We start from the raw sequence: 23341 nt of genomic DNA on the forward strand, positions 1-23341 counted from the left end.
TCCTTCGTCTCTTCGTCTGGACTGGCGGACAGCGCACATGGTACGTATGACTGAGGACGTTATACGTAACACTTCCTCCGTCGTGAGCCGACGGGAGCCGTCGAGAGGCAGGACATGGCCGCCGGATACCCGGAGATCCTCAGGGCGCGGCATGCCGCGCGTCTGCTCGCGGGCACGTTGGTGGGGCGGTTGCCGAACGCAACCGCCGCGATCGCCGTCGTGCTGTTCGTGCGTGCGGAGGGAGGTTCGTACAGCCTCGCGGGTGCGCTGGCGGCGGTGTACGGGGTCGCGAACGCGGTGGGGCAGCCGCTGCTGGGGCGGTTGGTGGATGTGTACGGGCAGCCGCGGGTGCAGTTGCCCGCCGCGCTGGTCTCGGCGCTCGGGATGACGGCGTTCGCTTTCGTGGGCCTCGATCCGCTGACGCCGGCGTATGTCTCGATGGTGGTCGCCGGGTTGTTCACGCCGCCGTTGGAGGGTGGTCTGCGGGCCTTGTGGCCGAGCGTGCTCCGCAAGGAGGAGCAGGTGCACACGGCGTACGCGATGGACGCGGTGGCGCAGGAGGTCATGTTCACGGTCGGGCCGCTGCTGGTGACGCTGTGCGTGGCGCTGTGGTCGGCTCAGGCGGCGTTGGTCGTGCTGAGCGTGATCGGGGTGCTGGGGGCTCTCTGGGTGGTCGCCTCGCCGCCTTCGCGTGCCTGGCGTTCGGCGCCGCGCGAGGCGCACTGGCTGGGTGCGCTGCGTTCGCCTGGGCTGCTGGCGCTGCTGGGCGCGTTCCTGTTCGTGGGGATCGCGCTCGGGTCGATCACGGTCGCGGCCGTGTCGTACGCGGACGGGCGCGGCGGGGACGCGGTGTACGGGTGGCTGATGGCGGGTGTCGGGTTCGGTGCGCTGGTCGGTGGTCTGGCGTACGGGGCGCGGCAGTGGGGTGGCGCGCCGGAGCGTCGACTGCAGGTGCTGGTCGGGTTGCTGGCGGTGTGTTACGTGCCGTTGACGCTGTTGCCGGGTCCGGTGGGGATGACGGCGCTGACGGCGCTCGCGGGGGTGTTCCTGGCGCCTGCTCTCGCGTGTGCGTTCGTGCTGGTGGACCGGCACGCGCCGCGGGGGACGGTGACGGAGGCGTTCTCGTGGATCGTGACGACGTTCACGGTGGGCGCGTCGGTCGGGACGGGTGTCGCGGGGCCGGTCGTGGAGTGGGGTGGGACGTGGTGGGGATTCGTGGTTCCGGGGGCCGCGGGGGCCGTGTCGTTGCTGGTTCTGCTGGCGACGGGGCGGGTACTCGCTGTTCCTTCTGAGGGTGCGGTGGTTGCGGTCTCTTCGGAAAATGATCCAAACCGTGCTGCCGAACCCCGTTTCAGCTCGGTGGATCGGGCGTAATGTTCAGTCATGGACCGCCGCATTTTCGGGCTGGAGAACGAGTACGGCGTCACGTGTACGTTCAGGGGACAGCGCCGTCTGTCTCCTGACGAGGTGGCTCGGTACCTCTTCCGCCGTGTCGTGTCATGGGGCCGCAGCAGCAATGTGTTTCTGCGGAACGGGGCCCGCCTCTATCTCGACGTGGGCTCACATCCGGAATACGCGACACCCGAATGTGACAACGTGACCGAACTGGTCACTCACGACAAGGCCGGCGAGCGCATTCTCGAAGGACTGCTGGTCGATGCCGAACGCCGCCTGCACGAGGAGGGAATCGCGGGCGACGTCTACCTCTTCAAGAACAACACGGACTCGGCGGGCAACTCGTACGGTTGCCACGAGAACTATCTGGTGGCCCGGCACGGGGAGTTCTCCCGGCTCGCGGACATCCTCATTCCGTTCCTCGTCACCCGGCAGCTGCTGTGTGGTGCGGGCAAGGTGCTGCAGACCCCGCGCGGTGCGGTGTACTGCGTGAGCCAGCGCGCGGAGCACATCTGGGAGGGCGTCAGCTCGGCGACCACCCGCTCCCGGCCGATCATCAATACCCGCGACGAGCCGCATGCGGACGCCGAGCGGTACCGCCGTCTCCACGTCATCGTGGGTGACTCGAACATGTCCGAGACGACCATGCTGCTGAAGGTCGGTGCCACCGACCTGGTGCTGCGCATGATCGAGGCGGGCACGGTCATGCGTGACCTCACTCTGGAGAACCCGATCAGGGCGATCCGCGAGGTCAGTCATGACCTCACCGGCCGTCGCAAGGTGCGGCTGGCCAGCGGCCGGGAGGCCTCCGCGCTGGAGGTGCAGCGCGAGTACTTCGAGAAGGCCGTGGACTTCGTGGAGCGCCGCGGCATCCGTACGGGCACCGTCGAGCAGGTCCTGGAGCTGTGGGGCCGCACGCTGGACGCGATCGAGGCCGAGGACCTCGACCGGATCGGTACCGAAATCGACTGGGTGATGAAGTACAAGCTCATCGAGCGGTACCGGGCCAAGCACAACATGACGATGTCGCATCCGCGGGTTGCGCAGATAGACCTCGCGTATCACGACATCCACCGCCGTCGTGGTCTGTACTACCTCCTGGAGAGGAAAGGCCAAGCCACCCGCATCTGTAATGACTTGAAGATCTTCGAGGGCAAGTCGGTTCCGCCGCAGACGACTCGGGCGCGGCTGCGCGGTGACTTCATCCGGCGTGCACAGGAACAGCGTCGTGATTTCACGGTCGACTGGGTGCATCTGAAGCTCAACGACCAGGCACAACGCACGGTGTTGTGCAAGGACCCGTTCCGTTCCGTCGACGACCGGGTGGAGAAGCTGATCGCGGGAATGTGAGCAGCGAGGTTTCGGGAGCGATTCCGGAACGCAACGCGGGGCGCCGTACGTTTGCCGTACGGCGCCCTTCTCACGCCGTAGAGTTGCGCGCACGCCATCCGACAAGATCGACCGATACGAGGCCTTCACCGTGCGCCGACGTTCCCTCCTCATCGCTGTTCCCGCTGGACTGGTCACGCTCGCCGCCTGTGGTGACGGTGAGTCCGACTCGGCCAAGGCGAGCAGCAGTCCGTCCGCGTCGGCGAGCGCGGCGAAGCCGCCGAAGATCGTGGATGGTCCGCTGCCCGCGATCACGGACGGTGCGAAGTTCGACGAGAAGCCGACCGTGGCGAAGGGCAGTGGTGATCCGTCGGAGGATCTGGCGGTGAAGACGGTCATCGCGGGCACGGGGCGGACGGTCGCGGAGGGTGACTACATCCAGGCGAACTACCTGGGTCAGGTCTGGGCCACCGCCAAGGTGTTCGACAACTCCTATGACCGTAAGACGCCGCTGGTCATCCAGTTGACGCCGCAGGGCATCATCGACGGCTGGCGGTACGGTCTGGCGGGCAAGAAGGCCGGCAGCCGGGTCGAGATGGCTGTGCCGCCGACCTGGGGTTACGGCACCGAGGGCAATGCCTCGGCGGGTATCAAGGGCACCGACACGCTGGTCTTCGTCGTGGATGTGCAGGACACGTTCAACGCCAAGAGTTCCGCGAAGGGCACGAAGGTCGCGCAGGACAATGTGGATCTGCCGAAGGTGAGCACCAACACCGACGGCAAGGCGCCCACGATCGAGGTGCCGAAGGTCGACCCGCCGACGAAGCTCGTGGCGAACTACATCATCGAGGGTGACGGCGCCGTGGTCGGTGCGGAGGACAGCCTTCTGGTGCAGTACAGGGGTGTGCTGTGGGACACGGGCAAGGAGTTCGACTCCTCGTACAGCCGGGAGGCGTTGAGCTCGTTCGGGCTGCAGCAGGTAGTCAAGGGCTGGTCGCAGGGTATGACCGGCAAGAAGGTGGGCAGTCGCCTTCTCATCGTGATCCCGCCGAAGCTGGGTTACGGGGACACGCCGCCGAGTGGCAGTGACATCAAGAAGGATTCCGTGATGGTGTTCACGGTGGACATCCTCGCGAAGATGTAGCACCCGGGATGCGAGACTGTCCGGCGTTGCCCCGTACATACACAAGCAGGAGCCTGAAGACGTGAGCATTGAGAAGCCCGAGATCGACTTCCCCGGTGGCGAGCCCCCGGCGGACCTTGAGATCAAGGACATCTGGGTGGGTGACGGTGCGGAGGCCAAGGCGGGTGACACCGTCCTGGTGCACTACGTGGGCGTGGCCTTCTCCACCGGTGAGGAGTTCGACGCGTCCTGGAACCGGGGTACGCCGCTGGAGTTCCGGCTCGGTGTCGGCCAGGTCATCGCCGGCTGGGACCAGGGCGTGCAGGGCATGAAGGTCGGTGGCCGTCGTCAGCTGGTCATTCCGGCGCACCTCGCGTACGGCGACCGCGGTGCCGGTGGCCGTATCGGTCCCGGCGAGACGCTGATCTTCGTCTGCGACCTGGTGAAGGTCTGATCGACGGGTGGGGTCCGACCGGCCGGAGTGAAGTCTGATCGTCGTATCGGCTGTCTGTCCGGGTGATCGATCCGCTTGATCGTCGTTCCATGTGGGTCCGGGATCAGACCGGACCTGATCGGCTGGGGTCCATGCCTGTTCGGGCATGGACCCTCGGCTTTTGCCGCGACGCTTCGTAGCGGTACGGTCATCCGGCAGAAGCACCCAGAGGGAAGGGCGTCGATGGCCATTGCCAAGGCCGAGCGGTTGATGAACCTGGCGCTGTGTCTGCTGGGGACGCGCCGGCCGCTCAGCAAGCGGGAATTGCGAGGGTCCATCGAGGCCTATCTCGAAGCGGGGACCGACGACTCCTTCAACCGCATGTTCGAGCGCGACAAGGACGATCTGCGCGAACTCGGCCTGGTCATCGAGACGGTGGAGAACCTCGACGGCGAGGTCGGCTATCTGGCCCGCCGCGACAGCAACAGCCTCCCGCCCATCACCCTGGACGCCGAGGAGGCCGCGGCCCTCGGTCTCGCCGCGAAGGTCTGGCAGCAGGCGCGTCTCGCCGGTGCCGCGAGTGGCGCCCTGCAGAAGCTGCGCGCGGCCGGGCTGCCCGAGGACGTCGACCCGTACGAGGCGCACGGCGCCCTGGAGCCGCGCATCCCGGTCCATGAGGCCGCGTTCGAGCCGTTGATGCTGGCCTGTCGTGACCGCCGTCCGGTCGTGTTCGAGTACCGCAAGGCCACCGCCGCCCGCCCCGAGACCCGGCAGGTGGAGCCGTGGGCCCTGGAGTGCTGGCGGGGCCACTGGTATCTCGCCGGCTGGGACCGCGACCGGGGTGCCGAGCGGGTCTTCCGGCTCTCCCGGATCACCGGCAAGGTCCGCAGCCGGGGCAGCGCCTTCACCGTCGAGGTCCCGGACGTCGTCACCGTGCGGGAGACGGTCGCGAGCTGGGCGGGCGAGAGAGCCGACCGCTCCGCGCTGATCCGACTGCGTGGGGGCGCCGGTTACCCGCTGCGGGCGAAGGCCTCGGCCGTACGGGAACTCGGGGACGGCTGGGACGAGTTGGAGATTCCGTACGGGCACGGTCTGGATGCCTGGCTGGTGGAGTTCGGGCCCGACGTGGTGGTCCTGGAGCCCGCCGAGCTGCGGGCCGATGTGGTGGACCGGCTGCGTGCCGTGGCCAAGGGTTGAGGGGGACGTAAGAACGTGGTGGGAAAACCGGCCCGGCCGGGGAACGCCATCGACCAGACCCGGCGGATGCTCTCCCTCGTGACGTATCTGCGGGAGCGCCCCGGCGCCCGGATCGAGGACGTCGCGCGTGCGTTCGGGATCACCGAGGACGAGCTGGTCTCGGATCTCGATGTGCTGCCCATGTGCGGGACCAGCTTCCGCGGCGGTGATCTGCTCGACATCGACACCGACGGTGAGCGGATCTGGTGGCACAACCCGGCCGCCCTCGGCGCGGAGGCCGCCGAGCCGCTGCGGCTGGCGGCCGACGAGGCCACCGCTCTGCTGGTGGCCGCCCGCGCCGTGACCACCCTGCCCGGGCTGCGCGAGAGCGACCGGCAGGCCCTGCTGCGGGCCACCGCGAAGGTCGAGACGGCGGCCGGGGAGGCGGCGGGCGCCAGCTCGCGGCTGTCGGTCACCTTCGAGGCCGAGGGCGGTGTCTTCGCGGACGTCGACCGGGCCATCTCGGAGCGCCGGCGGCTGTGGATCCGCTACTACTCGCCCGCCCGCGACGAGCTCACCGAACGCGAGATCGACCCGATTCGGCTGGTCAGCGTCGGTCACACCTACGTCGAGGCCTGGTGCCGCCGCTCGGAGGCCCGCCGCACGTTCCGGCTCGACCGGGTCGCCGAGATCAAGATTCTCGACGAGCCGTCCGCGCCGCCCGAGATCGAGTTGCGGGACCTGTCCCAGGCTCTGGTGCAGCCCGCCGCCGAGGACCCCGAGGTCGTCGTGGAGGTCGGCCCCGGCGGGCGCTGGGTCGCCGAGTACTACCCGCACGACAGCGCGGAGGAGCTGCCGGACGGCGGTCTGCGCATCAGCCTGCGCACCCCCGACCCCGCCTCGCTGAGGCGGCTCGCGCTGCGGCTCGGGCGGGACGGCCGGATCGTCTCGCCGCAGGACCTCGCCGCCGCCGCCCGCCGAGCGGCCCGCGAGGCACTGGAGGCCTACGACGAGGTCGCGACGGGTACGACGACGGTGACGGGCGCGACGACGGCGAACGACCGGAGCGGCCGGGACGATCGGAGCGGCCGGGACAGGGAGAAGCGAGGGCTGTGAGCGGCGGGTCGATTGTGTCCGGTGTGACGTCCGGCGTGAAGTCCGGGGTGCAGGAGATTCAGGAGATGACCGTGGCGGCCGCCTTCGGGGGCATGAAGCGGGCGGTCGACGTGGTGTTCAGGGTCGGCTGCCCGGACTGCCGTGCCCATGTCGAGCTGGGTGCGAACGCACTGCGGCTGGCCATCGGAGCGACCAGCAAGACCACCTTCTACTCCTTCACCTGCCCCGAGTGCGGAGTCGCCGTCCGTAAGCCGGCCGGCGAGCGGATCGTCGAGCTGCTGACCGGCGGCGGGGTCCGGACGCTGCGGCTGCACTCGGCGAGCTAGGGTCGTCGCCATGTTCTGGCCGATGTTCGCTGTAGCTATGGGTTTTCTGGGGTTGGTCGTGCTCGGGGTGCTCGCCGTGCGGGTTTTCGTGGAGGCTCAGCGGTTGGGTCGGCAGGTCACGGACTCGGCCCGGCGCATCAATCGGGCGGCGGAGGACCTGGAGCGGGCGACCGCGAGCGCGGCCCGCTCTGTGGACGCTCTGTGACTTTAGGTCGAGGCCGCTGTGAGTTGCCCGCCGAGTGCGTTTTGCGCCACTTCGCCCTGTCACTTTCTCACCTTCGGCAGGTACGCTGCGTGTCGCGGCCCGGAGAACGAGGCCCGAGTCGCGAATCGGGAGTGCGCCCAGGGATTGCCTAGCGTTCACCCCTGAGAGTTACGATCGCTGCCAGGACGATCGTTCGGACACCTGTCCGACCGGTCGGACGGCTCCCACCCGCCGCCTCGGTGAAGAAGGTAGACAGCTATGGGTAGGCTCGGCCCCACCGAGATCATTCTGATCCTCGTCGTCATCATCCTGCTCTTCGGCGCGAAGAAGCTTCCGGACATGGCGCGCTCGCTCGGCAAGTCCGCTCGCATCCTCAAGAGCGAGGCCAAGGCCATGAAGTCCGACGGCCAGGACGACACCACCGCGGCTGCCGCGCCTCCGCACCCGAACGCCGAGGCCCCGGCGCAGCGCACCATCCAGGCCGCCCCCGGTGACGTGACCAGCTCCCGTCCGGTCGCCGAGCCGACGGACACGACCAAGCGCTGACGCAAGGCCGGACAAGACTTCCGGCCTGCCGCACGAGATGAGGACGTGGGTTGCTCAAGTCTGCCCGCAAGACGGAGAAGGATCCCGAGGGGCGGATGCCCCTCGCGGAGCACCTGCGCGAGCTGCGGAACCGCCTTGTCAAGAGCCTGCTGGCGATCGTGGTCACGACGGTCATCGCTGCCGTCTTCTACAAGGACATCATCCAGTTCTTCACGGATCCCATTCTCCAGGCGGTGGGATGCGAATACAGCTTCGCCGAACTGGCGAAGGACACCAGTCAGACCAGTTGCGCGCGCATCGTGCAGAACGGTCTGCTGAGCCCGTTCACACTCGCTCTCACGGTCTCGCTGTCGTCGGGCGTGGTGCTCGCCGCCCCGGTCTGGCTCTACCAGCTCTGGGGGTTCGTGGCGCCGGGCCTGCACCGCAACGAGAAGAAGTACGGCCTCGGCTTCGTGGCGGCGGGCTTCCCGCTGTTCCTCGCGGGTTCGTACTTCGCCTACTGGTCGCTGCCCAAGATGGCGTCGGTCATGCTGGAGTTCTCGATCATCGGAAGCGACAACCAGCTTCCCCTCGATGATCTGCTGAACCTGATCATGCGGATGATCGTCGTCTTCGGCCTCTCCTTCGAGCTGCCCCTGCTGCTCGTGATGCTGAACTTCGGCGGTGTCCTCTCCGGCGAGAAGATGGCCGGCTGGTGGCGGGGCATGATCCTGGGCATCACGCTCTTCGCCGCGATCGCCACCCCCAGCACCGACCCGATCTCCATGCTGGCGCTGGCGGGCCCCATCTGGGTCCTGTACTTCTGCGCGTGTGCCATCGCGCTGACCAACGACAAGCGCCGGGCCCGCCGCGAGGCCATGAACCCGGGCGACGACGAGGCCTCCGAACTGGACCTCACCCCCGAGGACGTCGGCGAGGTCGAGACCGTATCGACCAGCCGGGCCCTGCCCGCTCCGTCGCCGTCCCCCGAGACCGAGCGCGACCGGATCAACGGCTACGACGACGTCACCTGACGCGGGGACGACACCCCTCGGACCGGTACGCGGCCGGGGCGCCCACACGGCGCACCCGGCCGTTCGCACGCCATGGCGCGAAATCGCGTACGGCGCCTCGTGCGCCGTCGTGTGCCCCGGACCACGCCCCCGGCCCCCTGCGGTGCCCTGAACTGCGGTGATCCTGTGCCGCCCGGGCACCGATCCGCATAATGATCGTCCTGTTGTCAGTGCGGGCCGGTAGTCTCGAAAGCACGATGACAGAGGACCTCTCACCGGCCGAGCGGTATGCGGCAGCACGCAGGCGCGCTGTCGAGCAGGCCACCGCGCTCGCCTCCTTCCGCGAGATGTACGACTTCGGTCTCGACCCCTTCCAGATCGAGGCCTGCCAGGCGCTCGAAGCGGGCAAGGGCGTGCTCGTGGCCGCCCCCACCGGCTCCGGCAAGACGATCGTCGGCGAGTTCGCCGTCCACCTCGCCCTCCAGCAGGGCAAGAAGTGCTTCTACACGACACCCATCAAGGCGCTGTCGAACCAGAAGTACGCCGACCTGTGCCGCCGCTACGGGGCCGACAAGGTCGGCCTGCTCACCGGCGACAACAGTGTCAACTCCGATGCCCCGGTGGTCGTGATGACCACCGAGGTCCTGCGGAACATGCTGTACGCGGGCTCCCAGACCCTCCTGGGCCTCGGCCATGTGGTCATGGACGAGGTGCACTACCTCTCCGACCGCTTCCGCGGCGCCGTCTGGGAAGAGGTGATCATCCACCTCCCGGAGTCCGTCACCCTGATCTCCCTCTCGGCGACCGTGTCGAACGCGGAGGAGTTCGGTGACTGGCTGGACACCGTGCGCGGCGACACCCAGGTGATCGTCTCCGAACACCGGCCCGTGCCGCTGTTCCAGCATGTCCTCGCCGGACGGCGGATGTACGACCTCTTCGAGGAGGGCGAGGGCCACAAGAAGGCCGTCAACCCCGACCTCACGCGCATGGCGCGCATGGAGGCCAGCCGCCCCTCCTTCCAGGACCGCAGACGCGGCCGCGCCATGCGCGAGGCCGACCGTGAGCGCGAGCGCAGACAGCGCTCCCGGATCTGGATCCCGAGCCGCCCCGAAGTCATCGAACGGCTCGACTCCGAAGGCCTGTTGCCCGCCATCACCTTCATCTTCAGCCGCGCCGCCTGCGAGGCCGCCGTCCAGCAGTGCCTCTACGCGGGACTCCGGCTGAACGACGACGACGCACGGCTCAGGGTGCGCGCCCTGGTCGAGGAGCGCACGGCGTCGATCCCGCACGAGGATCTCCATGTCCTCGGCTACTACGAGTGGCTGGAAGGCCTGGAGCGCGGCATCGCCGCCCACCACGCGGGCATGCTGCCGACGTTCAAGGAAGTTGTCGAGGAGCTGTTCGTACGCGGCCTGGTCAAGGCCGTGTTCGCCACCGAGACCCTCGCGCTCGGCATCAACATGCCCGCGCGCTCGGTGGTGTTGGAGAAGCTCGTCAAGTGGAACGGCGAGCAGCACGCCGACATCACCCCCGGTGAGTACACCCAGTTGACCGGTCGTGCCGGGCGTCGGGGCATCGACGTCGAGGGCCACGCCGTCGTGCTGTGGCAGCGCGGCATGAACCCCGACCACCTGGCCGGACTCGCGGGCACCCGGACGTATCCGCTGCGCTCCAGCTTCAAGCCGTCGTACAACATGGCGGTCAACCTGGTCGAGCAGTTCGGCCGGCACCGCTCGCGCGAGCTGCTCGAGACGTCCTTCGCGCAGTTCCAGGCCGACAAGTCGGTCGTCGGGATCTCCCGGCAGGTGCAGCGCAACGAGGAGGGCCTCGAGGGCTACCAGGAGTCCATGACCTGCCACCTCGGGGACTTCGAGGAGTACGCGCGCCTGCGGCGGGAGCTGAAGGACCGCGAGACAGAGCTGGCCAAGCAGGGCGTCGCCCAGCGGCGGGCCGAGGCCGCGGTGGCGCTGGAGAAGCTGAAGCCGGGGGACATCATCCATGTCCCGACCGGCAAGTACGCGGGCCTGGCGCTGGTGCTGGATCCCGGACTGCCCGCCGGGCGGTCCAACGGCCATCGCGGCTTCGAGCACCACGACGGACCGCGTCCGCTGGTGCTCACCGCCGAGCGGCAGGTCAAGCGGCTGGCGTCCATGGACTTCCCGGTGCCGGTGGAAGCCCTGGAGCGGATGCGGATCCCGAAGTCCTTCAACCCGCGCTCGCCGCAGTCGCGGCGGGACCTGGCCTCCGCGCTGCGCACCAAGGCCGGACACCTCGTGCCCGACCGGCACGGCAGGCGGCGGGCGGCCGCCGCCGACGACCGTGAGATCGCGCGGCTCCGCGCCGACCTGCGAGCCCACCCCTGCCACGGGTGCGACGACCGTGAGGATCACGCGCGTTGGGCCGAGCGCTACTACCGGCTCAAGCGGGACACCGCGCAGCTGGAGCAGCGCATCGAAGGACGTACGAACACCATCGCGCGGACCTTCGACCGCATCGTCGCGCTCCTGACCGAGCTGGACTATCTGCGCAGCGACGAGGTCACCGAGCACGGGAAGCGGCTCGCGCGGCTCTACGGCGAGCTGGACCTGCTCGCCAGTGAGTGTCTGCGGGCCGGTGTGTGGGAGGGTCTGGGGCCGGCTGAGCTCGCCGCGTGTGTCTCGGCGCTCGTGTACGAGGCCCGGAGCGGCGACGACGCGATGGCGCCGAAGCTGCCGTCCGGGAACGCGAAGGCCGCGCTGGGGGAGATGGTGCGGATCTGGGGGCGGCTGGACGCGCTGGAGGAGGAGTTCCGGATCAGGCAGAGCGAAGGGGTGGGGCAGCGGGAGCCCGACCTCGGGTTCGCCTGGGCCGCGTATATGTGGGCCTCGGGGAAGGGGCTCGACGAGGTGTTGCGTGAGGCGGAGATGCCGGCGGGGGATTTTGTGCGGTGGTGTAAGCAGGTGATCGATGTGCTGGGGCAGGTGTCGGCGGCCGCGCCGCCGGGGTCGACTGTGGGGAAGAGTGCGCGGAAGGCTGTTGAGGGGTTGTTGAGGGGGGTTGTGGCTTACTCGTCGGTTGGGTGAGTTGTGTGAGTGGGCGCCGGTTGTGGGGGCGCCTGATGTGGGGGGTGGGTTGTTCGGCGGGTGCGGGTTGATTGTGGCTGGTCGCGCCCACGCGGCAGAGCCGCATATTGATTCAGCCCCGCGCCCCTGAAAAGCGCCGCCGGCGCCCCTCGGTTGAGGGGCGCCGGCGGTGGGTCGGGCGGGGTCGGTCGGCGGCCGTGGGTCTGGTCAGCGGGTCAGATACGCTCTCCAACCGCCGTACTCCGTGATGTCCGGGGCTTCTCGCAGGGCGGTCGGTTCGCAGAGGAAGCCCGGGGTCCGGGTGCCGTCGGAGAGTTCGATGGTGCCCAGGGTCATGGGGCGGGGGAGGGTGGTCAGCAGGCGGCCCAGGCCCTCTGCCGGGAGGCGCCAGACCTCGACCTCGACCGGTGATCCGTCCTCGCCCACGTGGACCAGGCCCGGCTTGGGCGGGGTCGTGTCCAGGGCGTGCAGGCGGTAGACGGGGGCGGTCGTGGTCGTCTGTTCCAGCTGGGCGCCCAGGGCCAGGAGCTGGGAGTTGAGGGGCTGGCCCGAGAGGTGGGCGCCCACGACGGCCAGGCGGGCCTCCGGCAGCAGGAGGGTGGCGATCCGGGCCAGGCGTTCGTCCGTGAAGGCCGGGCCGATCAGCATCACGCCGAAGGGGAGGCCGCGGACCTCGCCCGCGGGGACGGCGACCGCCGCCAGGTCGAAGAGGTTCGTCGAATTGGTGAAGCGGCCGAGGCGGGCGTTGGCACCCAGCGGGTCGGCGGCGACCTCGGCGAGCGTGGGGTGACCGGGGGCGGTCGGCAGCAACAGGGCGTCTGCGTCGGCCAGTTCGGCCAGGGCCCGGGTGCGCAGGACGGCCAGCCGGTCCTGGTCGGCGAAGAGCTGGTGGGCCGGGATGTCGCGGGCGCGGGTGATGATGCCGGCGACGGTGGGGTCGAGGGAGTCGACGCCGTCCGCGATTGCCTTGTCGACAAAGCTCCCCACGGCTGTGTAGCGCTCGGCGACGAACGCGCCCTGGTACAGCATGGCCGCGGCCTCGCTGAACGGGGTGAGGTCGAGGGGGCGTACGTCCGCGCCCGCTGCCCTCAGCCGGGTCACGGCCGCCTCGTAGGCCTCCGCCGAGCCCTCGTCCAGCTCGCCGAGCTGCTCGCGTGGGGGGACGGCGACGCGCCATGGGCCGGGCGTGCGCTGTGGGAGCGCGGGGAGGGTGCGGTCGGGCGGGGAGGCCAGGTGGGCGAGTGCCTCTTCGGCCTCGGGGAGGGTGCGGGCGAACACCGTCACGCAGTCGATGGAGGCGCAGGCCGGGACGACGCCGGTGGTCGGGACCAGGCCGCGGGTGGGCTTCAGGCCGACGATGCCGTTGAACGCGGCGGGGATCCGGCCGGAGCCGGCCGTGTCCGTTCCGAGGGCGAGGTCGACGATGCCGAGCGCCACCGCCACGGCTGAGCCGGAGCTGGAGCCGCCGCTGATCCGGGACGGGTCGACGGCGTTGCGGACGGCGCCGTGGGGTGAGCGGGTGCCGACCAGGCCGGTGGCGAACTGGTCGAGGTTCGTGGTGCCGAGGACGATCGCGCCGGCCGCGCGCAGGCGGGCCACGGCCGGGGCGTCGGCCTCCGGCGGGTACGCATAGGCCGGGCACCCCGCGGTCGTGGGGAGGCCGTGCACATCGATGTTGCCCTTGGCGGCGAAGAGGCGGCCCGCGAGGGGGAGCCGGTCGCCCGCGGCGAGGCGGGCATCAATGGCCCTTGCCTCGGCCTCCACCTCGGCCCGGGGGCGCAGGTCGATCCAGATCTCGGGGCGGTCTACGGCTGCGATGCGGGCGTAGGCCAGGTGAACTCGGGTCAGGGTCGACATCTGTGCTCCTTGGCGGGGTGGTTCCGTCGGCTGCGGGCCGGTGGGCGGCGTGTGCCCACCCGTTCCGCCCTGCGGAACGATTGCCCACACACCACCACGGTCATCGGGCGCCCGGTGCAGCGGTTGCCCGCGCACCACCGGTGGTGTTGTGAGGTACCCGGCGGGGCGGGCGAGGCCGCACCCCGGTGGGATTGTCGGGCGGCCGGTGGGTTGGCCGGCCACGTACCACCGGTGGGATTGTCGGGAGGCCGGCGGTGTGGTCGGCCGCGTACCACCGGTGGGATTGTCGGGAGGCCGGCGGTGTGGTCGGCCGCGTACCACCGGCGGGGTGCGGGCGGCCGGCGGTGTGGTCGGCCGCGTACTCCGGCGGGTCGTGAGTCGCCCAGAGATGTGGCCGGCCACACGCCTCCGCGCCCGGTTCGATGCCCCCGGTGGAGGAGCCGCCCACCTGCTGCCGGGCCGTGTCCGAGGCCTCCGTGACCTGGCCGGTCGCGGAGCGCATCGCGGCGTCTCAGGCATTTTCTGGGCCCGACGGGGTCAGGATCAGCAAGGCTGTGCCTGCCTCGACCTGGGCGCCGGGTCTGGTCAGGATCTGGTCGATCACGCCGTCCATCGGGGCGTGGACGCGGGACTCCATTTTCATGGCCTCCAGGGCCAGAAGGGGCTGGCCGGTGGTCACTCGGTCGCCCGGTCGGACGTTGAGTTGCCAGACGGAGGCGGCGAACTCGGCCTCGATGAGGTGGCCGCCCTCGGGGATGTGCACCGTTGCGGTAGGAGCTGGTGGGGCCGCTGCCGTCTCGGCCCTCGTGAACTCGCCGGCCGCTTCCCAGGCGGTCCGCTCCGCCGCGAAGGCGCCCTGCTGCCTGGACCTGAACTCCGCTATGGAATCGGAGTGTTCCGTCAGGAAGGTCTCGTACTCGGACAGGGAGAAGACGCCCTCCTCGACGCGTGGTACGAAGCGGCCGGAGACGATGTCCGCGCGGAGGTCGAGGAGCTCGTCGGCGTCGACGGGGTACCACTTGATGCGGTCGAAGAAGCGGAGCAGCCAGGGGGAGCCGGACTGGAAGGCGCCGCGTTGCTGCCAGGGGGACCAGACCTGGGTGGTGCGGCCGACGAACTGGTAGCCGCCAGGGCCTTCCATGCCGTAGACGCAGAGGTACGCGCCACCGATGCCGACCGAGTTCTCGGCGGTCCAGGTGCGTGCCGGGTTGTACTTCGTCGTCACCAGGCGGTGGCGGGGGTCCAGCGGGGTCGCGACCGGGGCGCCCAGGTACACATCGCCCAGGCCCAGGACGAGGTACTCCGCGGCGAAGACCGTGTCGTACACGTCCGTGACCGAGTCCAGGCCGTTGACGCGGCGGATGAACTCGATGTTCCAGGGGCACCAGGGCGCGTCGTCGCGGACGCCCGCCATGTAGCGGGCGATGGCCTCGCGGGTCGCGGGGTCGTCCCAGGAGAGGGGGAGGTGGATCGTGCGGGAGGGGACGACCAGTTCGTCCGCCGGGGGGAGGGCCGCCACGATCTCCCGTACCGCTGTGAGGAGTTCGGGTTGGGGGAGGGTCGTCGGGGTCGTCCGGATCTGTAGGGAGCGAATGCCGGGGGTGAGGTCCCTCACGCCGTCGAGGGCGGCCTCGGTGACCGCTTCCATCAGGGCGTGCACCCGCATGCGCAGGGCCAGGTCGAGCTGCATGGGGCCGAACTCGACCAGGAGGTTGTCGTCGCCGCTGCGGCGGTACGTCACATCGCCGTCGCGGGCCAGTACGCCGCCGTCGACGATCGCCCGGCGGGGCGAGGCGTCGTCCGCCACCGGGAGGAAGCGGACGGTGTCGCCGGGGCGGAACTGGCCGAGCTTCCAGCGCTCGGTGGAGATGACCGTGGCCGGGCAGACGAAGCCGCCGAGGGAGGGGCCGTCGGGGCCGAGGAGGACCGGCATGTCGCCGGTGTAGTCGACGGCGCCGACCGAGTACGGGGTGTCGTGGATGTTGGAGGGGTGCAGGCCCGCCTCGCCGCCGTCGGTGCGGGCCCAGCGGGGCTTCGGACCGACCAGTCGTACACCTGTGCGGGCCGAGTTGAAGTGGACCTTCCAGTCGGCCGCGTAGAACTCGTGGATGTCGTCCTCGGTGAAGAACTCCGGTGCGGCGTGCGGGCCTTCGAGGGCGGCCACCTGCCAGGAGGAGTCGAACACCGGACGGGCCGGCTCCGGGACGGGACCGCCTTCAGCGACCGCCCCGCCGCGCAGTACGTCGCCCGTGCGCAGGGCCCGGCCGCCGTGGCCGCCGAAGCGGCCCAGGGTGAAGGTGGCCGCGCTGCCCAGGAACGACGGGACGTCCACGCCGCCGCCCGCGAAGAGCACGTACGTGCGAAGGCCGTGTTCGGTGGGCGCGCCGACGGACAGGACGGCCCCGGCCGGCACCGTCACCGGCTCCCACTGCCCGACCGGTGAGCCGTCGACGGTCACGGGGGCCGGAGCGCCCGTCACACAGACAGTGGTGGCGTGGGTGAAGCGCAGAGACGGTCCCTGGAGGGTGCATTCGAGGCCCGGGGCGCCCTCGGGGTTGCCGAGCGCCCGGTTGCCGAGGCGGAAGGACAGGTCGTCCATGGGGCCGCAGGGCGGGACGCCGACCTGCCAGTAGCCGGTACGGCCGGGCCAGTCCTGCACGGTGGTGAGGACGCCACCGGAGACGACCTCGATCCGGGGGGTCGGGTCGGTGACGGCCGCGAGGGTGGCCGTGGAGTGGGCGGCCCGCCGGAAGTCCGGGTCGTCCAGGGCCGCCCGGACCAGACCCAGGTTCGTCTCGATGCCCTCGACGCGGGTCCTGGCCAGCGCCTCGTCGAGCCGCCGCAGGGCGTGCGCGCGGTCGGAGCCGTACGCGACGACCTTGGCGAGCAGCGGGTCGTACGAGGTCGTGACCTCGGTGCCCGTCTCCACCCAGCCGTCGACGCGGACACCCTGCGGGAACTCGACCCGGGTCAACAGGCCCGCGCTCGGCCGGTGTTCACGCGCCGGGTCCTCGGCGTAGACGCGGGCCTCCACGGCGTGGCCGCGGGGTGCCCCGGGGGCCTGTACGACGGCGGAGTCGCCGCGCGCCAGGCGCAGCATCCAGGCGACGAGGTCGACGCCGTAGATCTCCTCGGTGACCGGGTGTTCGACCTGGAGGCGGGTGTTGACCTCCAGGAAGTAGGCCTCCTCGCGTGCGGCGTCGTAGACGAACTCGACGGTGCCGGCGGAGCGGTACTCCACGCTCGCGCACAGGTCGCGGGCGGAGGCGGTCAGTTGCTCGCGCACGAGGGCGGGGAGGCCGGGGGCCGGGGCCTCCTCGACGACCTTCTGGTTGCGGCGCTGGAGGGAGCAGTCGCGGTCGCCGAAGGTGACGACGAGGCCGTCGCCGTCGCCGAAGACCTGCACCTCGACATGGCGGGCCCGCTCGACGAGGCGTTCGAGGAAGACACCGGCGGAGGAGAAGGAGGCGGCGGCGACGCGCTGCACCCGCTCCCAGGCGTCGGTCAGTTCATCGGCGGAGCGACATGCAGACATACCGATACCGCCGCCACCGCCGGTCGCCTTGAGCATCACCGGGTAGCCGATCGCCGAGGCACGGTCGAGGGCCTCGTCGAGCGAGGACAGCAGACCGGTGCCGGGCAGCAGCGGGACGCCCGCCGCCTCGGCCGCCTCCCGCGCGGTGTGCTTCGCGCCGAACAGCTCCAGCTGGTCCGGGGTAGGCCCGACGAACACGATGCCGGCGTCCTCGCAGCGCCGCGCGAAGGCCGCGTCCTCGGCGAGGAAGCCGTAGCCCGGATGGATGGCGCCCGCGCCCGTGTCCTTGGCCGCCTTCAGGATCAGGTCCGGGTCGAGGTACGACTCCTTCGCGGGCGCCGGGCCGAGGCGTACGGCCCGGTCGGCGAGGCGTACGTGGGGCGCGGCGCGGTCGGCGTCCGAGTACACGGCGACCGTGCGCAGGCCCAGTTCGCGGGCGGTGCGGATGATCCGTACCGCGATCTCGCCCCGGTTGGCGACGAGCAGCGTGTCGAAGGTCATGCCGGGTTCCCCCGGGCCTCGGCGGGCGCCTCGACGGTCATCTCCACGGCGGTGGGGTCGAAGCCGTTGCAGGGGTTGTTGATCTGGGGGCAGTTGGAGACCAGGACGAGCACATCGCGTTCGGCGCGCAGGGCGAGGGCGAGACCGGGGGCGGAGATGCCGTCGACGATGCCGAGGGTGCCGTCCTTCTCGACGGGCACGTTCATGTACCAGTTGATGTTCGACACCAGGTCACGCTTGCCGAGGCCGTGCCTGGCGCCCTCCGCGAGGAAGTTGTCCACGCAGGCGTGCTGCGACCAGGTGTGGTGTCCGTACCGCAGGGAGTTCGACTCCTTGGAGCAGGCGCCGCCGACCGTGTCGTGCCGGCCGACGTCGTCGGCGACCACGGTCATCAGCGGTGTGCACTCGTTGGACATCAGCACGCTGCCGGTGGTGAGGAAGATGCCGCCCTGCGCGTGGATCGTGTCGGGGCCGCTGTAGCGGACGGCCGTGTCATGGGCGTCGTACACGAGGAAGTCGACGGCCTGGTTGCCGTGCAGGTCGGTGATGGTGAGGGTCTCGCCGGTGCGGATCACTGACGACCAGGCGGCCCTGGCCGGGACGACGGTCTTGACGCGCTCTGTTTTCATGCGTTCGGTCTTCATGCGACTCCCCTCGCGGCGAGGAACTCGGCGGTGTTCAGGAAGGCACGGTGGCCCTCTGGTGTGGCGTCCCACAGGGGGTCGCCGGGGCGGGTCGGCTCGGCGCGCCAGGCGAGCACCTTCAGCGGCGTGCTGACGTACTCCGGGCGCGGATCGGCCGGGTGCGGCACATTGGCGATCAGTACGGTCACGTCTTGCTCGGCGCGCAGGGTCACGCTGCCGCCCGGGCCGCTGGAGCCGGTGAAGTCGAGGGTGCCGTCGTCGCGTACCGCCACGCCCTGGAAGAAGGAGAGCGACGGCGGCAGGTCCCGGGGTTCGAGGCCGTTCTTGGCGGCGGCCAGCTTGAACAGCTCGCGTCCGGCGGGGGAGGGCGACTGCGAGGCGCCGTCCCCGTACCGCTCGGTGTTGCGTACGAGGGTGGAGGTGCCGCACAGCGCGTCGTGCCGGCCCGAGGTGTCGGCGACGACCGACGCGAGGACGCGGCCCTGGTCGGACAGGAGCAGTACGCCCGCACCGAGGTAGGCGTTCCACTGGACCTTGACCGTGTCCGCGACGTTCAGCCGCTCCCAGGGGCGGTCGGCGTGGTGGAGCAGCAGATGCGCGCACGCGTCGCCGTGCGGGTCGGTCAGCCGGACCTCGGTGCCCCGGGCCAGCACGCGGTGCGTGTAGTTCCCGCCCGCCACCGTCTCCGCCCACACCAGCCGCTCCGGCTCGCAGGGAGGCTGCGGCCAGCCGCTCGCCGGTACCACCGGCATCGCCTCGGCCCGGGTGCCCTCCTGCGCCCGGGCGTGATCACGTGCTCCGTACGTCGTCGATGTCGTCGCCATCGCGGGACCTCCGGCTGCTCCGGTTATTTCTGTCGCTTGACAGAAATTAGGTGTGGGGCGGGTCGGCGCCATGTCCCGTGCGTTGCGGGGTGGTTACCGACCCCTCACGATGATCGTGCCTCGCCGGGGCCCCGGGGAACCGCGTGATCGGGCAAAGGGGATGCGTGGGCGCCGTGTGCGAGGATCGAACACATGGGAAGCGCGGGTGCCACGGGTGGGCGGCGGGTCGGCAGGCCCCGGGCCGCACGGCGCCCGGAGACCGGGCTGTCGGCCCGGGACGAACTGCTCGCGGCGGCGGCGGAGTTGTTCACCACGCGGGGGTACGCGGCCACCACCACCCGCGCCGTCGCCGAGCTGGCCGGTATGCGGCAGGCGTCCATGTACCACTACGTCTCCGGCAAGGAGGAGCTGCTCGCCGAGCTCCTGGAGTCCACGGTCACGCCGTCGCTCACCTGCGCCCGCGAGCTCCTCGCCCGGGACGCCGCCCCCGCCGAGGACCGGCTGTGGGAGCTGTGCCGCACCGACGTCGGCTTCCTCTGTGGCGGCCCGCACAACCTCGGCGGCCTCTACCTCCTCCCGGAGGTCCGCGCCGAGCGCTTCGCCGGCTTCCATGCCGTACGGGCGGAACTCAAGGACGCCTACCGGCAGTTGATCGCCGCGACGGCTGAGGGCGGGGCGCTGGCCAAGGGTGAGCTGGACCTGCGTACGGACCTGGTCTTCGGGCTGATCGAGGGCGTCATCCTGGTGCACCGCTCCGACCCGGACCGTCCCGTGTCCGCGTTCGCGGAGGCGACGGCGGACGCCGCGCTGCGGATCGCCGGCGTCTGGGCCCCCTGAGCGCTGCCGCCGGCATCGAATCACCCTGTCAAGAGGCACTTTTCGTATGTCCGTTCGCGATTACGCAGCGTGTGCGAATGGCGTCCCAGCGTGTAAATCACCAGAGCGTACTCCTGTCGCGCGGGTGATTTCAGTCGGTTGCTGAATATGACACAGCGATGATCCGGTCGGACTAAGCTCGCCCGCAGCGCACCGAGTTGAGGTGTATTCGTGCGCTTGTTCCAAAAAATACCGAAGATCCAGTTTGATTCGCGGATGAACCCCAACAACCCGAGCAACCCACAGCACCTCCCAGCAACTCCCCCGACCGTCAGCCGAACTGTCTTTAGAGGGCATACATGGTGAGTGTTCAATCGCCTCCCGGTGGCCGTGAACTTCCCTACGCGCGCGTGCTGCCGCTACCGGCGATACTGATGGCCGCGGCGACCGGGGCCACCGTCTCCCTGGTGACGGGGTCGGTCCGGCTCGCCGTCGGCTTGTGCGGAGCCGTCGCCACGCTCCTGCTGATCGCGGTCGCCGTCGTCGCGGTGCGCGGCGGCCGCCGCGCGGTCCGTGAACTGCGTACCGAACACGGCAGGCGGACCGCCTTCCTCGAAGAGCGGATCGCCTCCCACGACCAGGAGTTCATCCGGCTGGGCAAGGAGATCCTGCCCGCCGCGCTGTACCGGCTGAACGGCGGAGAATCCCCCTCAGAGGTGATTCGTCATGTCATCGACGGTGACGTCGAGTGGCGTGAACTTCCCGCATCGCAGCGTGAGCTGGTTCGCATGGTGCTCGCCATCATCGACCGCGAGGCAGCGATGCGCGACTCCTCGCAGCGCTCCTTCGTCAACATCGCCCGGCGCGTCCAGGCGATCGTCCATCAGCAGAACAACGAACTCCGCGAGATGGAGGAGGACCACGGGCGCAACCCCGAGGTCTTCGACGACCTGCTGCGTATCGACCACGGCACCGCGCTGATCGGCCGGCTCGCCGACTCCATCGCCGTCCTCGGCGGCAGCCGTCCCGGCCGTGTCTGGCCCCGGCCCGTCCCGCTGTACAGCTGCCTGCGCGGCGCGATGTCCCGCATCCTGGAGTACCGCCGCATCGAGCTGCACTCCATCGCCAAGGTCAACGTCAACGGCGTCTCCGTCGAGCCGGTCATCCACGCCTGCGCCGAACTCCTCGACAACGCCACCCGCTACTCCCCGCCCCACACCAAGGTGCACGTCACCGCCGTGGAGGTGCAGACCGGCATCGCCATCGAGATCGAGGACGGCGGCGTCAGCCTCAGCGAGGAGACCCGCACCAAGGTCGAGGACATGCTCGCCAAGGCCCAGGCAGGCGTCGACCTGCAGGAACTCGGCACCAGCCCGCGCCTCGGCCTCGCCGTCGTCGGCCGTCTCTCGACGATGTACAACATGCAGATCTCGCTCCGGCAGTCCGCGTACGGCGGTGTCCGCGCCGTCGTCGTCGTACCCCGCGACATGCTCACCGAAGAGCCGGCCCCCGGATTCGCGCACGGCATCGGCGCCGCCTCCGTCCCCACCATGGACACCGGCGGAGTCGAGGCCCCCAACCGCAAGGCCAAGCGTCGCCGCCCGACCACCGGACCGCGGATCCCGAGCTCCGCGGAAGACATGGGTCAGGGCATGGAGGACGACGTCCCCGTCGTCACCGAGTGGACCGCCAACGGCCTGCCGCAGCGCCGCAGCCGGCAGACCATCCCGCTCAGCCAGCAGTACGCCGAGGCCGCCGCCGCGGAAGCCGCCGCCGAGGCCGCCATGGCCGCCGCGCCCGTGTGGCAGCCGGAGCCCGAGCCGGAGAAGGAACTGCCGCCGCCCGGCATGTGGGTCGAGGCGTTCATGGCCGGGCTGAAGGGCGACCCCGACCCGAACGCAGCCAGCAACCCGGACGACCCCACGGCGTCCACCGCTCTCACCGCGAACACCGAGCCGGCCCGCACGGAGGCCGACGACGAGGGGGACCTCAAGTGATCCAGCAACGGGCCAACTTCGACTGGATGCTGAAGGATCTGGCCGACGGCGTACCCGGCATCCAGCAGATCGTCGTGCTCTCCGCCGACGGACTGCGGATCGCCCGCCACGGCGGTGATCCGGACGCCGCCGACCGGGTCGCCGCGGCCTGCGCGGGACTGCAGAGCCTGGCCGGGGCCGTGGCCGGGGAGATCCCGCAGAGCGACGGCGAGATGCGGATGGTCATCATCGAGATCCACGGCGGCTACTTCTACCTGATGGCCGCCGGTTCCAACGCCTATCTCGCGGTGCTCGCCAACGAGATCGCGGAGCCGGGGCTGATGAGCAACCGCATGCGCGACCTCGTCGACCGGATCGGCGCCCACCTCACCAGTCCGCCGCGCCGCAACGGGCAGACCGTATGACTCCTCCGCAACGCCGGCGGCGCCAACCCAAGCAGGAACCACCTCCCCCGCCTCCCCCGGAGGTGCCCGAGGACGGAAGGGGCGAGCGGCCTCCCGAGCGCCTCTACATCCTCACGGGGGAGGACAACGAGCGGGCCCCGATCGACCTCGTCACGTTAATCGTGGCGCGCGCCGAGCCGCCGCCGTCCGCCGCGCCGGAGCAGTCGGCGCTGCTCCGGATCTGCCAGGCACCCCTGTCCGTGGCCGAGATCTCGGCCTATCTCAACCTGCCGATCAGCGTGGTGACCGTCCTGCTCACCGAGCTGCTGACGGCCGAACTGGTACAGGCGCGCGCACCGGTCGTCCGGCAGGCGCAAGCGGACCGTTCCCTCCTCGAAGCGGTGATGCATGGACTTCAAAAGCTCTGACACCATCACGGGTCCACGGACCGAGGACCACCTGCCGCACAGCGCGCAGGCCGCGGCGAAGATCGTGATCGTGGGCGGTTTCGGGGTCGGCAAGACGACCATGGTGGGTTCCGTCAGCGAGATCAGGCCGCTGACGACCGAGGAGACCATGACGCAGGCCGGCATCGGAGTCGACGACAACTTCGGCTCCAAGTCCAAGACGGCCACCACCGTGGCCATGGACTTCGGCCGCATCAGCGTCACGGACCAGCTGGTGCTCTATCTGTTCGGCACCCCCGGACAGGAGCGGTTCTGGTTCCTGTGGAACGGCCTGTTCGAAGGGGCCCTCGGCGCGGTCGTCCTGGTCGACACCCGCCGGCTGGAGGTCAGCTTCGACGTCATGGGCCGCCTGGAGGAACGCCGGGTGCCCTTCGTCGTCGCGATCAACGACTTCCCGGACGCGCCCCGCTACCCGATCGAGGAACTGCGCCAGGCGCTCGACCTGGCCGAGGAGATCCCGATCATCCGCTGCGACGCGCGCCGCCGGGCCTCCAGCCGCGACGTCCTCATGACCCTCATGCGCTTCCTGCACTCGCTGACCGCGACGGGAGCGTCGGCATGAGCGCCGATTGATTCCCCCCCCACCAAGTCCCTTGACCGGGAGCCGTGTCGTC

The 23341-nt window shown here is 70.2% G+C and carries 20 protein-coding genes; 16 read left to right on the forward strand and 4 right to left on the reverse strand.

Annotated features, from left to right (window positions below; translation table 11 throughout):
• Positions 1–114: 114 nt before the first annotated feature.
• The 11 genes from I8N67_RS11425 (at position 115) to I8N67_RS11475 (ending at position 11703) form a co-directional block, all read left to right on the forward strand.
• Positions 115–1374: an MFS transporter gene (locus I8N67_RS11425; protein ID WP_200302727.1), complete on the forward strand. Its 1260-nt coding sequence runs from the start codon at positions 115–117 to the stop codon at positions 1372–1374.
• Positions 1375–1383: 9 nt separating this feature from the next.
• Complete coding sequence (pafA, locus tag I8N67_RS11430) at positions 1384–2745, forward strand: Pup--protein ligase (protein WP_200302728.1); 1362 nt, start codon at positions 1384–1386, stop codon at positions 2743–2745.
• 130 nt (positions 2746–2875) lie between these two features.
• Positions 2876–3868: an FKBP-type peptidyl-prolyl cis-trans isomerase gene (locus I8N67_RS11435; RefSeq protein WP_200302730.1), complete on the forward strand. Its 993-nt coding sequence runs from the start codon at positions 2876–2878 to the stop codon at positions 3866–3868.
• A 61-nt stretch (positions 3869–3929) separates the two neighbouring features.
• The gene (locus I8N67_RS11440) at positions 3930–4301 is read left to right on the forward strand and encodes an FKBP-type peptidyl-prolyl cis-trans isomerase (protein ID WP_200302731.1); all 372 of its coding nucleotides are present in this window, start codon (positions 3930–3932) and stop codon (positions 4299–4301) included.
• A gap of 222 nt (positions 4302–4523) precedes the next feature.
• A complete protein-coding gene (locus I8N67_RS11445; protein WP_200302733.1) occupies positions 4524–5477 on the forward strand; it encodes a helix-turn-helix transcriptional regulator in 954 nt (317 codons plus the stop codon).
• 15 nt (positions 5478–5492) lie between these two features.
• Complete coding sequence (locus I8N67_RS11450) at positions 5493–6572, forward strand: helix-turn-helix transcriptional regulator (RefSeq protein WP_200302735.1); 1080 nt, start codon at positions 5493–5495, stop codon at positions 6570–6572.
• Between the two features lie 65 nt (positions 6573–6637).
• Positions 6638–6898: a hypothetical protein gene (locus I8N67_RS11455; RefSeq protein WP_200302871.1), complete on the forward strand. Its 261-nt coding sequence runs from the start codon at positions 6638–6640 to the stop codon at positions 6896–6898.
• Between the two features lie 10 nt (positions 6899–6908).
• On the forward strand, positions 6909–7103 hold the full coding sequence (locus I8N67_RS11460; protein ID WP_200302737.1) for a hypothetical protein: 195 nt from the start codon (positions 6909–6911) through the stop codon (positions 7101–7103).
• Positions 7104–7361: 258 nt separating this feature from the next.
• On the forward strand, positions 7362–7649 hold the full coding sequence (tatA, locus tag I8N67_RS11465; protein ID WP_200302739.1) for a Sec-independent protein translocase subunit TatA: 288 nt from the start codon (positions 7362–7364) through the stop codon (positions 7647–7649).
• Positions 7650–7699: 50 nt separating this feature from the next.
• A complete protein-coding gene (tatC, locus tag I8N67_RS11470; protein WP_200302741.1) occupies positions 7700–8662 on the forward strand; it encodes a twin-arginine translocase subunit TatC in 963 nt (320 codons plus the stop codon).
• A 191-nt stretch (positions 8663–8853) separates the two neighbouring features.
• A complete protein-coding gene (locus I8N67_RS11475; RefSeq protein ID WP_200302743.1) occupies positions 8854–11703 on the forward strand; it encodes a DEAD/DEAH box helicase in 2850 nt (949 codons plus the stop codon).
• 207 nt (positions 11704–11910) lie between these two features.
• Here the strand turns inward: I8N67_RS11475 and atzF are convergent, their stop codons facing one another.
• The 4 genes from atzF to I8N67_RS11495 form a co-directional block, all read right to left on the reverse strand.
• Positions 11911–13560, reverse strand: a complete 1650-nt coding sequence (gene atzF / locus I8N67_RS11480; RefSeq protein WP_200302745.1) for an allophanate hydrolase — start codon at positions 13558–13560, stop codon at positions 11911–11913.
• 511 nt (positions 13561–14071) lie between these two features.
• Complete coding sequence (locus I8N67_RS11485) at positions 14072–17596, reverse strand: 5-oxoprolinase/urea amidolyase family protein (protein ID WP_200302747.1); 3525 nt, start codon at positions 17594–17596, stop codon at positions 14072–14074.
• Positions 17593–18240 (reverse strand): urea amidolyase associated protein UAAP2, encoded by a 648-nt coding sequence (locus tag I8N67_RS11490; protein WP_234045509.1) that lies wholly within the window; start codon positions 18238–18240, stop codon positions 17593–17595. The genes I8N67_RS11485 and I8N67_RS11490 overlap by 4 nt, the downstream gene beginning before the upstream one ends.
• Positions 18237–19064: an urea amidolyase associated protein UAAP1 gene (locus tag I8N67_RS11495; protein ID WP_200302748.1), complete on the reverse strand. Its 828-nt coding sequence runs from the start codon at positions 19062–19064 to the stop codon at positions 18237–18239. The genes I8N67_RS11490 and I8N67_RS11495 overlap by 4 nt, the downstream gene beginning before the upstream one ends.
• Before the next feature lie 192 nt (positions 19065–19256).
• On the opposite strand from I8N67_RS11495, the gene I8N67_RS11500 reads away from it, so the two are divergent.
• From I8N67_RS11500 to I8N67_RS11520, 5 genes are all read left to right on the forward strand, one after another.
• Entirely contained in the window at positions 19257–19901 is a 645-nt protein-coding gene (locus I8N67_RS11500; RefSeq protein ID WP_200302750.1) for a TetR/AcrR family transcriptional regulator, read from the forward strand.
• A gap of 338 nt (positions 19902–20239) precedes the next feature.
• The gene (locus I8N67_RS11505) at positions 20240–21877 is read left to right on the forward strand and encodes a sensor histidine kinase (RefSeq protein ID WP_200302752.1); all 1638 of its coding nucleotides are present in this window, start codon (positions 20240–20242) and stop codon (positions 21875–21877) included.
• On the forward strand, positions 21874–22281 hold the full coding sequence (locus tag I8N67_RS11510) for a roadblock/LC7 domain-containing protein (protein WP_200302753.1): 408 nt from the start codon (positions 21874–21876) through the stop codon (positions 22279–22281). Before I8N67_RS11505 ends, I8N67_RS11510 begins: the two co-directional genes overlap by 4 nt.
• Positions 22278–22688: a DUF742 domain-containing protein gene (locus I8N67_RS11515; RefSeq protein WP_200302755.1), complete on the forward strand. Its 411-nt coding sequence runs from the start codon at positions 22278–22280 to the stop codon at positions 22686–22688. The genes I8N67_RS11510 and I8N67_RS11515 overlap by 4 nt, the downstream gene beginning before the upstream one ends.
• A complete protein-coding gene (locus tag I8N67_RS11520) occupies positions 22669–23289 on the forward strand; it encodes a GTP-binding protein (RefSeq protein WP_200302757.1) in 621 nt (206 codons plus the stop codon). The genes I8N67_RS11515 and I8N67_RS11520 overlap by 20 nt, the downstream gene beginning before the upstream one ends.
• The last annotated feature ends 52 nt before the right edge of the window (positions 23290–23341 follow it).

This window comes from Streptomyces adelaidensis (assembly GCF_016598475.1).
In the GTDB taxonomy this organism is placed as follows: Bacteria; Actinomycetota; Actinomycetes; order Streptomycetales; family Streptomycetaceae; genus Streptomyces; species Streptomyces adelaidensis.